Annotated in this window: 7 protein-coding genes; 3 read left to right on the forward strand and 4 right to left on the reverse strand. The window is 65.2% G+C overall.

The features are described from left to right. Nucleotides 1–473 precede the first annotated feature (473 nt). Complete coding sequence (treS, locus tag PVZ78_RS12315; protein WP_273828741.1) at nt 474–3788, forward strand: maltose alpha-D-glucosyltransferase; 3315 nt, start codon at nt 474–476, stop codon at nt 3786–3788. A gap of 42 nt (nt 3789–3830) precedes the next feature. After that, nucleotides 3831–6059 (forward strand): 1,4-alpha-glucan branching protein GlgB, encoded by a 2229-nt coding sequence (glgB, locus tag PVZ78_RS12320; RefSeq protein WP_273828742.1) that lies wholly within the window; start codon nt 3831–3833, stop codon nt 6057–6059. Between the two features lie 147 nt (nt 6060–6206). On the opposite strand, the gene PVZ78_RS12325 is transcribed toward glgB, so the two are convergent. The 4 genes from PVZ78_RS12325 to PVZ78_RS12340 all read right to left on the reverse strand — a co-directional run bounded on the left by PVZ78_RS12325 (nt 6207) and on the right by PVZ78_RS12340 (nt 10101). Then, nucleotides 6207–7262 (reverse strand): autotransporter domain-containing protein, encoded by a 1056-nt coding sequence (locus tag PVZ78_RS12325; RefSeq protein ID WP_135006535.1) that lies wholly within the window; start codon nt 7260–7262, stop codon nt 6207–6209. A 370-nt stretch (nt 7263–7632) separates the two neighbouring features. Then, entirely contained in the window at nt 7633–8331 is a 699-nt protein-coding gene (locus PVZ78_RS12330; protein ID WP_009048815.1) for an alpha/beta hydrolase, read from the reverse strand. Nucleotides 8332–8452: 121 nt separating this feature from the next. Continuing rightward, entirely contained in the window at nt 8453–9253 is an 801-nt protein-coding gene (locus tag PVZ78_RS12335; RefSeq protein ID WP_016704743.1) for an endonuclease/exonuclease/phosphatase family protein, read from the reverse strand. 92 nt (nt 9254–9345) lie between these two features. Beyond that, nucleotides 9346–10101 (reverse strand): PIG-L deacetylase family protein, encoded by a 756-nt coding sequence (locus PVZ78_RS12340; RefSeq protein ID WP_009048817.1) that lies wholly within the window; start codon nt 10099–10101, stop codon nt 9346–9348. 420 nt (nt 10102–10521) lie between these two features. Between PVZ78_RS12340 and PVZ78_RS12345 the strand changes: the two genes are divergently transcribed. Continuing rightward, nucleotides 10522–12254 (forward strand): type VI secretion system Vgr family protein (locus tag PVZ78_RS12345; RefSeq protein ID WP_273828743.1); only part of this gene is annotated, 1733 nt, incomplete at its 3' end.

The following is a 12254-nucleotide window of genomic DNA, read 5'->3' on the forward strand; positions in this document are numbered from 1 at the left end:
ACGCGCTCTTGGGGCCGTCGAAGGCCCTGCGGGCCTTATCGCAGCCTCGCGGGGCTCGGCAGCGGCTACAGCGCGATCGGTGTAGCCGCTGCCGCAGGCTGCGATCGGCCCGGAACGGGACGCGCTCTTGGGGCCGTCGAATGCCCTGCGAGCCTTGGCGCAGCCTCGCGGGCTCGGCAGCGGCTACAGGCGCGATCGGTGTAGCCGCTGCCGCAGGCTGCGATCGGCCCGGAACGGGACGCGCTCTTGGGGCCGTCGAAGGCCCTGCGGGCCTTGGCGCAGCCTCGTGGGGCTCGGCAGCGGCTACAGCGCGATCGATGTAGCCGCTGCCGCAGGCTGCGATCGGCCCGGAACGGGACGCGCTCTTGGGGCCGTCGAAGACCCTGCGGGCCTTATCGCAGCCTCGCGGGGCTCGGCAGCGGCTACAGGGCAGTGACACAGCCACGGATCAATGAATTTTTCAGGAGTTACCCATGGCGAAGAAAACCAGGTCAGCCACCTTCATCAAGGACCCGCTCTGGTACAAGGACGCGGTGATCTATCAGGTTCACGTCAAATCCTATTTCGACTCCAACAACGACGGGATCGGCGACTTTCCCGGGTTGATCGCCAAGCTCGACTACATTGCCGACCTGGGTGTGAACACCATCTGGCTGCTGCCGTTCTACCCCTCGCCGCGCCGCGACGATGGCTACGACATCGCCGAATACCGTGGCGTCAGTCCCGACTACGGGACCCTGGCCGATGCCCGGCGGTTTATCGCCGAGGCCCACAAGCGCGGGCTGCGGGTGATCACCGAGCTGGTCATCAACCACACCTCGGACCAGCACCCCTGGTTCCAGCGGGCGCGCAAGGCCAAGGCCGGCTCCAAGGCGCGGGATTTCTATGTGTGGTCCGATGACGATCAGAAGTACGACGGCACGCGGATCATCTTTCTCGACACCGAGAAATCCAACTGGACCTGGGACCCGGTGGCTGGCCAGTACTTCTGGCACCGCTTCTATTCCCACCAGCCGGACCTCAACTTCGACAACCCGCAGGTGATGAAGGCGGTGCTGTCGGTGATGCGCTACTGGCTGGACATGGGCATCGATGGCCTGCGCCTGGACGCCATTCCCTACCTGATCGAACGCGACGGCACCAATAACGAGAACCTGCCCGAGACCCACGACGTGCTCAAGCAGATCCGCGCCGAGATCGACGCCAACTACCCGGACCGCATGCTGCTGGCCGAGGCCAACCAGTGGCCGGAAGACACTCAACTGTATTTTGGCGATGTGAAGGGCGACGACGGCGACGAATGCCACATGGCCTTCCACTTCCCGCTGATGCCGCGCATGTACATGGCGCTGGCCCAGGAAGACCGCTTCCCGATCACCGACATCCTGCGCCAGACCCCGGAGATTCCCGCCAACTGCCAGTGGGCGATTTTCCTGCGCAACCACGATGAGCTGACCCTGGAGATGGTCACCGACCGTGAGCGCGACTACCTGTGGAACTACTACGCCGCCGACCGCCGCGCGCGGATCAACCTGGGGATCCGCCGGCGCCTGGCACCGCTGATGGAGCGCGACCGGCGCCGGGTCGAGCTGCTCAACAGCCTGCTGCTGTCGATGCCCGGCACGCCGACCCTGTATTACGGCGACGAGATCGGCATGGGCGACAACATATACCTGGGCGACCGCGATGGCGTGCGCACGCCGATGCAATGGTCGATCGACCGCAACGGCGGCTTCTCCCGGGCCGACCCGGCGAGCCTGGTGTTGCCGCCAATCATGGACCCGCTGTACGGCTACCAGTCGGTGAATGTCGAGACCCAGGCCGGCGACCCGCATTCGCTGCTCAACTGGACCCGGCGCATGCTGGCGATCCGCAAACAGTCCAAGGCCTTCGGCCGCGGCAGCCTGAAGATGCTGTCGCCGAGCAACCGCCGGATCCTCGCCTACACCCGCGAATACACCGGGCCCGACGGCAAGCACGAAATCATCCTCTGCGTGGCCAACGTGTCGCGCAGCGCCCAGGCGGCGGAGCTGGACCTGTCGGCGTTCGCCGGCATGGTGCCGGTGGAGATGCTCGGCGGGAACGCCTTCCCACCGATCGGCCAGCTGAATTTCCTCCTGACCCTGGCACCCTACGGTTTCTACTGGTTCGTCCTGGCGGCGGAAAACCAGATGCCGAGCTGGCATGTGGAGCCGGCCCAGAGCATGCCGGACTTCACCACCCTGGTATTGAAAAAACGCCTCGAGGAATTGCTCGAAGCGCCGTCGCGCACCACTCTGGAGCAGAGTTCGCTACCGACCTGGCTGCCCAAGCGCCGCTGGTTCGCCGGCAAGGACAGCGCCATCGAGCAGGTGCATATCGCCTACGGCGTGCGCTTCGGCGATCCGCAGCATCCGGTGTTGCTCAGCGAGCTGGAGGTCAGCGGCGGCGGCCAGAGCGGGCGCTACCAACTGCCGTTCGGCCTGCTCGGCGAAGAGCAGATCGGCGCGGCGCTGCCGCAGCAACTGGCCTTGGCCCGGGTTCGCCGGGGACGCCAGGTGGGGCTGATCACCGACGCCTTCGCCCTGGAAAGTTTTGTCCACAATGTCCTGCAGGCGATCCAGACGAACACCGTGCTGCCCTGTGGCGAGGGCGAGATCCGCTTCGAGGCCACGCAGCAACTGGCCGCGCTCGGCCTGGGCGCGGACTCCGAGGTGCGCTACCTGTCCGCCGAGCAGTCCAACAGCTCGGTGGTGATCGGTGGCAGCCTGGTGCTCAAGCTGATCCGCAAGGTGGCCAGTGGCGTGCACCCGGAACTGGAGATGGGCGCCTACCTGACCGCCGCCGGCTTCCAGCACATTTCACCCTTGCTCGGATCGGTGATTCGTCGGGACGGGCAGGGCGACAGCCTGTTGATGATCGCCCAGGGCTACCTGAGCAATCAGGGCGACGCCTGGGAGTGGACCCAGAACAACCTGGAGCGGGCGATCCGCGACGAACTGGCCGACGCCATGTCCGAGCAGGACCAGCATTACAACGCCCTGGGCGAGCTGCGCGACTTCGCCGGCATGCTCGGCCAGCGCCTGGGGGAAATGCACCAGATCCTCGCGACGCCGACCGCCAACCCGGACTTTCGCGCGCAGCCGAGCACGGACAAGGATGCCCAGGCCTGGGCCAGGCAGATCGGCGCGCAGCTGGAACGCGCCTTGCACTTGCTCCAGCAGCATCACGCCGAGCTGACGGCCGAGGATCAACAGCGCGTGGCGTCATGGACCCGACACAAGCAGGCGATCCTGGCGCATATCCAGGGCCTGGCGAAACAGGCGGTCGGCGGCCTGCGCATGCGCGTCCACGGCGACCTGCACCTGGGCCAGGTGCTGGTGATCAAGGGCGATGCCTACCTGATCGATTTCGAGGGCGAACCGGCGCGGCCGCTGGACGAGCGCCGGGGCAAGCACAGCCCGTACAAGGACGTCAGCGGCGTGCTGCGCTCCTTCGACTATGCCGCGGCGCTGGCCCTCAGCGGCCAGAGCCTCGACGCTTCGGCTCACACCCTGGCGGCCCGGCAGCGGGTTGCCGAGCGTTATCTGCACGAAGCCCGCGAGTCGTTTGTCCAGGCGTACCGGCTGGCGGCAGCTAGTCTTGCTCATGCCTGGCAGGACAAAAACGGGGAGGACGCCGCGCTGGCCTTGTTCAGCCTGGAAAAAGCAGCCTACGAAGTGGTGTATGAAGCGGAAAACCGTCCTGCCTGGCTCGCGGTACCGCTGCGCGGGCTGCAGGCGCTGCTGAGTGATATGAAGGTTGAGTGATGTGAAACCCTTTTCCGATACAAAAAGTGGTGGAGAGCAGTCATGAGTTTCTCGAACAAGGAACAGGGTGAGGTCAAACAGGCAATGCCCGGCGCCCGGGATGTCGAGGCGCTGGTGCGTGCCGAGCACCAGGATCCCTTTGCCGTACTCGGCCCCCATGGCGACGACGCCGGTGGCCAATTCATTCGTGCCTTCCTGCCGGGCGCCCTGAGTGTGCAGGTGCTGGCCCGCGATGGCACTACCGTGCTGGGTAGCCTGGAGGGCACCGAGGTGCCGGGGCTGTTCGTCGGGCATTTTGCCCAGGCCCAGCCCTATCTGCTGCGCACCCAATGGGCCGGTGGCGAGCACATCGGCGAAGACCCTTACAGCTTCGGCCCGTTGCTGGGAGAGATGGACCTGTACCTGTTCGCCGAGGGCAACCACCGCGACCTCAGTAGCTGCCTCGGCGCGCAGCTGAAAACCGTGGATGGCGTCGACGGCGTGCGTTTCGCGGTCTGGGCGCCGAATGCCCGGCGGGTCTCGGTGGTCGGCGACTTCAACGTCTGGGACGGGCGGCGGCACCCGATGCGCCTGCGCCATCCGTCCGGGGTCTGGGAGCTGTTCGTGCCGCGCCTGGGGCCGGGCGAAGCCTACAAATATGAAATCCTCGGCGCCCACGGCATCCTGCCGCTGAAATCCGACCCGGTGGCGCTGGCCACCCAGCTGCCGCCGGACACCGCCTCGAAAGTCGCCAGCCCGCTGAGCATCGACTGGCAGGACCTCGACTGGATGCAGGCCCGGGGCGAGCGCCAGCGCGCGGATGCGCCCCTGTCGATCTACGAGCTGCATGCCGGCTCCTGGCAATGCGAGGTGGACGATCTGGGCGAGGTGGCGCGCCAGTACGACTGGCACGAACTGGCCGAGCGCCTGATCCCTTACGTGCAGAACCTGGGGTTCACCCATATCGAGCTGATGCCGATCATGGAGCATCCCTTTGGCGGCTCCTGGGGTTACCAGCCGCTGTCGCAGTTTGCTCCCAGCGCCCGCTACGGCAGCGCCGACGACTTCGCGGCGTTCGTCAACGCCTGCCACCTGGCGGGCATCGGTGTGATCCTCGACTGGGTGCCGGCGCACTTTCCCACCGACGCCCACGGCCTGGCGCAGTTCGACGGCACCGCGCTGTACGAATACGGCAACCCGCTGGAAGGTTTTCACCAGGACTGGGACACCCTGATCTACAACCTGGGGCGCACCGAGGTCCACGGTTTCATGTTGGCGTCGGCGCTGCACTGGCTCAAGCATTTCCATGTCGACGGCCTGCGGGTGGATGCCGTGGCCTCGATGCTCTACCGCGACTATTCGCGCAACGCCGGGGAGTGGGTGCCCAATCGCCACGGCGGGCGCGAGAACCTCGAAGCCATTGATTTCCTCCGTCACCTGAATGACGTGGTGTCCCTCGAGGCACCGGGAGCCCTGGTGATCGCCGAGGAGTCCACGGCCTGGCCCGGCGTCAGCCAGAGCACCCAGCAGGGCGGTCTGGGTTTCGCCTACAAATGGAACATGGGCTGGATGCACGACTCGCTGCACTACATCCAGCAGGACCCGGTGTACCGCGCCCATCACCATAACGAGCTGAGTTTCGGCCTGGTGTATGCCTGGTCCGAGCGCTTCATCCTGCCGATCTCCCACGACGAAGTGGTGCACGGCAAACACTCGTTGATCGACAAGATGCCCGGCGATCGCTGGCAGAAGTTCGCCAACCTGCGGGCCTACCTGAGCTTCATGTGGACCCACCCGGGCAAGAAGCTGCTGTTCATGGGCTGCGAGTTCGGCCAGTGGCGCGAGTGGAACCACGATCAGCAACTGGACTGGTACCTGTTGCAATACCCCGAGCACCGTGGCGTGCAGAAACTGGTGGGCGACCTCAACCGGCTGTACCGCGAGCATCCGGCGCTGCACGACCAGGACGACGCGCCCCAGGGCTTCCAGTGGCTGATCGGCGACGACGCGATCAACAGCGTCTACGCCTGGTTGCGCTGGAGCAAAGAGGGCAAGCCGCTGCTGGTGGTGGCCAACTTCACCCCGGTGCCGCGCCAGGCCTACCGGGTCGGCGTGCCGTTCGCCGGGCGTTGGGGCGAGTTGCTCAACAGCGACTCCGACACCTACGCCGGCTCCAACTATGGCAACGGTGGCGGGGTCTTCACCGAGGATGAGCCGAGCCACGGCCAGGCGTTGTCGCTGGTGTTGAACCTGCCGCCGCTGGCGGTGCTGATCCTGCAACCGGAGACTTGATCCGACTGGCCGCTGAGCGCAGCGGATCGCGAGCAAGCTCGCTCCTACAAGGGCGGTATATATCCTGTAGGAGCGAGCTTGCTCGCGATGACATCCGCCCAGACACCATCAGGTTGTCCCTGAACATCCAATCCTCGTAGCAGGTTTTTACCAGCGCATCCGCACACCCAGGCTGCCGATCAGCCCGTTGAGGTCGTTGTCGTCCACGTCGCTGCTGTAGTCGGCGCTCACATACAGGCTGACGACGGGGGTAATCCTGGCCACCAGGCCCAGGCCGACTTCAACTGTGGAGGACTTGTGGCTGCTGCTGATCTTGTCGACCTTGTCCAGGGTCAGCACATCGCCGCTGTACACCGTGTGCCACAAGCTGGTGCGCACATAGGGTTCCAGCGAGTGCCCGGCGATGTCATAACGACCTTGCAAATGGGCCCCGACGCGGCCGCTCCAGGCGTTCAGGTTGCCGGCGGAGCGGGTGCTGCTGTCGGCATTCGGGTTGTCCAGGCTGACGCGCTGGTTGATCAATTGCGCCTGGGGTTCGACCACCCAGTTGTCGCTGATACCGATGGGAATCCCGCCTTGCACCGACAGGGTCACCGCGCTGCCTTCGGCGGCTTGCCGCTGGCCTTGCTCGGTGCGGCTGAAGCCGCTGACCCGGGCGCCGCTGGCCGACAGGTCGACGTGCCAGCCCTGCGGGCCGGTCAGGCTCCAGAACGCGCCAAGACTTTGACCCTGGACACTGAAACTGTCGTTACGCGGGTCGCTGAAACCGCCGGGCATTCCCTGGCCGTTGGCCTGGAACTGGCTCTGGCCGCCCAACAGGCCGATGCGCTGGGTATGCCCACTGCTGCTTTCCAGGGTGTAGAGCACCGAGCCGCCGGGCGTACCGTTGATGCTGCTGGCAAAACGCGAACCGAGATAGCCGACTTCGGTCTGCCGCGCCGCGGGCCCGTACGACGGGTCCCAGACCTGCGGGCTGCCTTGCACGATGCCCAGGCTGTTGCCCATGGGCTGGCTGGCCGGCATGGGCGTCGCGGATGTCGCGGGTGTCAACAGGCGGTTCAGGAGCAGGTCCTGGCGATACCAGAGCTGCGCCTCATCCTCGGCAGGGGATGCTTGTACCTCCATGGAAGAACACAGCAATACCGAAGCGGAAACTGTGCACAGAATGATCTTGATCTCTTGTGGGGTGAGTGAAGTTTTCATGGAGGGCTACCTTGCAATCGCATGCCGTGTCTCGCCGTGGCGTCTCTCCTACCCCGAATGAGGGGCGACCGAGTTCGTTGAGGCAAGGCTCGGCGACCCGCTCTAGAGCAGGTATCCGAGGCTTGCCCCTGGTTGTATTTCCGGGGGTAGTAAGCTGTAGCTAAGGAGACGACAGGGCAGCCGTCAAGAAAATGACCGACCAGCGGCGTAGGAGATTTAGGCGTTGTAACCGACTGAAAAAAAGCGTTTCTCTAAGTTCTTGTTTGCGCGGAAAAACGTCAAGAAAGGCGAGAGAAAGCGATTTTCGGTAGCCCGCTACCGACTCGCCCTGGGCGCGCGAGTCGGTCATTTTCCTGTGCCAGGGACGGTGTCAGCCCTTGGCCAGCTCGCTGGCCGCTTCGTCGATCAGCCCGGCGACCTCGCTGGCCTGGGAGGCGAGGGAGGCGTGACTGGCGGCCAGGCTGATGATTTTTTTCGCCCCCAGGCGCGCGGCCATGCGCTGCTGGTTTTGCGGGGCGATCATCCGGTCCTCGGTGGAAATCTGGTACCAGGACGGCTTGTGCTTCCAGGCGGGGGTGCCGATGGGGTCGCCGAAGGTGCTGGCCAGCGGCGCCTTCTGGGTCAGGCCCATGACCAGCCCGTCCTGCTCCGGCAGGTCCTGGCAGAAGCTTTCATGGAACAGCTCCGGCTGGACCCAGAGGTAACCGTCGCTGTCGGGTTGCAGGTTCGCCGCGGCCACCGGCGGATGCTGCTGGGTGATGCTGCCCGGGCTTTCGCCGGCGTCGGGGGCGAAGGCGGCGATGTACACCAGGCCCGCGACATTCGGTGCCAGGCCGGCCTCGGTGATCACCGCGCCGCCATAGGAATGCCCGACCAGCAGCACCGGGCCTTGCTGCTGGGCCACCAGCTTGCGGGTGCGCTCGACGTCGTCGGCCAGCGAGGTCAGCGGCAGCTCCACCGCGCGAATCCGCGTGTAGCCCCGTTGCAACAGCTCGACAATGACCTTGTTCCAGTGGGCGGCACCGCCCCAGAAACCATGGACCAGCACAATCACGGGTTTGTCACTCATGGGATGACTCCTTGGTAAACACACCAGACAGCGCCCCGACGCTGTGGGCAGCGTCGGAATGAGAGTGGTCGAGTATTGGTGACAATCGCCGGCGGTGCACGGCGAATGTTCGAGCGGATATTCAGAGGTGCACTTCGACCGCCAGCGGCAGGTGATCCGACAGATGAGTCCAGGGCTTGTGCCCGAGGATCTTCGGCGCGTGGCTGCTGGCATTGCGCAGGTAGATGCGGTCCAGGCGCAGCAGCGGCCAGCGTGCCGGGTAGGTCTTGGCCGGGCTGCCATGGTGGCGTTCGAAGGCTTCATGCAGGTCGTTGCGACGGGCGAGAGTGGCGTTGCCATGCAGCTGCCAGTCGTTGAAGTCGCCGGCGATGATCACCGGCGCATCGTCCGGCAGCGACTCGAGCAACTGGCACAACAGCGCCAGCTGCAGCTGGCGATGACTTTCCAGCAGGCTCAGGTGCACGCAGATCGCGTGCACTTCGGCGTGCCCCGGTACATCCAGCACGCAATGCAACAGCCCGCGGCGCTCGGGGCCGGTGATCGAGACATCGAGGTTGCGGTACTGGCGGATCGGGTATTTCGACAGCAGGGCGTTGCCGTGATGGCCGTCGGGATAGACCGCGTTGCGCCCATAGGCGAAATCGCTCCACATGCTGTCGGCGAGAAACTCGTATTGCGACTGCTGGGGCCAGTTGCTGTAGCGGTTGGCGTGGCGATCGTGCTCGCCCAGCACTTCCTGGAGAAACACCAGGTCGGCCTGGGTGCTGCGGACCGCGTCACGTAGCTCCGGGAGAATGAAACGGCGGTTCAGGGCGGTGAAGCCCTTGTGGGTATTGACGGTCAGGATGCGCAGGCGATGGATCGCCGGGGTTTCGTCTGGCGCTGCCGACGTGACCGGGCGCCTGGTTGAATCGGTGCTCACGCTCACTCCTCGTAATCAGGGCGGTTACTCATGCGACTGACACTTTGCCGGTCAGTTCAGGTTTTTCCCCGGTCTGCCTGCAGCGGGCAGCCCTACATGAAAATGATTTCGTAGGACTGGCGCAGCCGCTCCAGCACCACCGGCGTCAGCGTCGGGGCCAGGCCGATGCCCGGGTCGCCCTGCAACTGGCTGGCATAGGCATGCGCCGCATGGCGCTTGCGGGCCACGGTCCAGGTGTCGAGGCGCAGCTTGCGGGCGCGGTGCCAGGGCAGCAGGTGCTCATCGCGCGCCGGCCAGTGCCAGGCCCATACCGGCACTTCGTGGAACGCCACGCCGGCCTGGGCCGCGGCCTTGGCGCTGGCCCGGCCGACGGCGTCGTGGTCGTCGTTGCCGTCTTCGCGCCAGGTGCTGAACACCACGTCATCGGGGCGCAGGTAGCGGCCGATGAACTGGCTCAGCTGGTGCTCGCGTTCCTGCAGGCCGCTGTCGGCAAAACCGCCGCGAATCCACTGCAGGCTGTGCAGGGGCAAGCCCAGGCGGCGCAGGGCCTCGACACTTTCCTGGGGGCGGAACACGCTCAGGCGCCGCTCGGACCACAGGTCGGAGCCGGGGTGGCTGGCGCTGCCGTCGGTGACGGAAATCAGTTGCAGCGGATGGCCGTGGTGGGCCAGTACCTGCAGCAGGCCGCCGCAGGTCAGCACTTCGTCGCCGGGGTGCGGGGCGATGACCACCGCGCGAAAGCCGGGCGGCACCAGGCTGGCAAGGTTGATGGGGGGGACGTCGAGCAGTTGGCGGGCGCCGTTCCAGACCTGCTCCGGCCAGTTGTCGCTCAGGGGTATGGATCTCATGGGTGTCACATCCTTGTTCCGGGGCGGTCGGCGTGCGGTGATGAACCGGGCCGCTTGGGTTCGCACCCGGCGTCGGTTCGGGTGCCGGCGCTCCATACCTTGGATTGCCGTCCTGCAAGAGTGATCAATCATACACAGCCGTTGGCCGCCGTCGCAGGGGCCAGCGGTTTTTTTTCCAGAGGCTGAAGATAGTCGGGGGGATATGCGGTTGGCACGGGTGTTCAGGCAAAGAGTGCAGAGTGGGCGACTGTAGGAGGTAGGGCATAACCGTCCCGATTTTGTAAGTAGGTAAGTTCGGGAGATGTAGGAATCGTCTGATTTTCTGTTCTTTATCGTGATTGGAGTTGGCCGGTATTGAGTTTCGGGAGAGGCGTCCCCCACTATTCAGCCCTTGCTTATTCAATGGATGGATTTCACGGCATGCTGGATGCTAACGCTACCCATATTTCCCTGACGATCGAAGGCGCCTCGGTCGACCTTCAGGTCCTCAGTTTCGTTGGCCGCGAAGCCCTCAATCAGCCCTTCTGCTTCGATATCGAACTGGTCAGCGCGCGTCCCGACCTCAAGCTCGAGGAACTGCTGCACAAGCCGGCCTGCCTGACCTTCGGCGGCTTAGGCAAAGGCAGTGGCAAAGGCCTGATCCATGGCCTGGTGTACCGCATCGCCCAGGGTGATTCCGGGCGCAAGCTGACCCGCTACAGCATCAGCCTGACCCCGCAGCTCAACTACCTGCGCCACAACTTCAACCAGAAGATCTACCAGCACCTGAGCGTGCCGAAGATCATCGCCCAGGTCCTCGAGGCCCGCGGCATCCTGGCCGACGCCTACAGTTTCCAGCTCGGCGCCACCTACCCGGAACGGGTCTACTGCACCCAGTACGACGAGTCCGACCTGCACTTCATCCAGCGCCTGTGCGAAGAAGAAGGCATTCACTTCCACTTCCAGCACAGTACCGGCGGCCACAAGCTGGTGTTCGGCGACGACCAGACGGTGTTCCGCAAGCTGGCGGCCGTGAACTACCAGCAGGACTCCGGCATGGCCGCCGAACAGCCGGTGATCAAGCGCTTCAACCTGCGCCTGGAAACCCGCACCAGTCGCGTCAGCCGCCGCGACTACGACTTCGAGAAACCACGGCTGCTGCCCGAAGGCGCGGCCAAGTCCGGGGCCATGCCGGACCTGGAAGACTACGACTACCCCGGCCTGTTCACCCAGCAGGCCCGCGGCAAGCAACTGGCGACCCGCGCCCTGGAACGCCACCGCAGCGACTACCAGCTGGCCGAAGGCAAAGGCGACGAGCCGAGTCTGGTCAGCGGCCACTTCCTGACCCTGGCCGCCCACCCGCGCAGCGAATGGAACGACCTGTGGCTGCTGCTGGAAGTGATCCATGAGGGCAAGCAACCGCAGGTGCTGGGCGAGAACATCACCAGCGATGTCACCAGCCACAAGGACGACTTCCACCAGGGCTACCGCAACCGCTTCCTCGCCACGCCCTGGGACGCCCACTACCGCCCGCCGCTGGAACACCCGAAACCCAAGTCCCTGGGCAGCCAGACCGCCGTGGTCACCGGGCCCAAGGGCGAAGAAATCCATTGCGACCAATACGGCCGGATCAAGGTGCAGTTCCACTGGGACCGCGACGGCCTGGCCGACGACAACACCTCCTGCTGGGTCCGCGTCGCCAGCGGCTGGGCCGGCAAGGCCTACGGCGGCATCGCCATCCCGCGGATCGGCATGGAAGTGTTGGTGACCTTCCTCGAAGGCGATCCCGACCAACCGCTGGTCACCGGCTGCCTGTACCACAAGGAAAACGTGGTCCCCTACGACCTGCCGGCGAACAAGACCCGCAGCACCTTCAAGACCCTCAGCTCGCCGGGCGGCAAGGGCTATAACGAACTGCGCATCGAAGACAAGAAAGGCGCCGAGCAGATCTACCTGCACGCCCAGCGCGACTGGGACGAAAACGTCGAGCACGACCAGCGGATCCGCGTCGGCAATGAACGCCACGACACAGTCGAAGCCAACACCCTCACCGAACTCAAGGCCGAAGAACACCGCATCACCCACCTCGACCGCAAGAGCGAAATCCGCGCCAACGACCACCTCACCGTGGCCGTCACCCAGCACGCCAACATCGGCACCGCGCAATTCGTCGA

It is taken from the genome of Pseudomonas sp. SBT1-2 (genome assembly GCF_028640875.1).
GTDB classification, from domain to species: domain Bacteria; phylum Pseudomonadota; class Gammaproteobacteria; order Pseudomonadales; family Pseudomonadaceae; genus Aquipseudomonas; species Aquipseudomonas chlororaphis_I.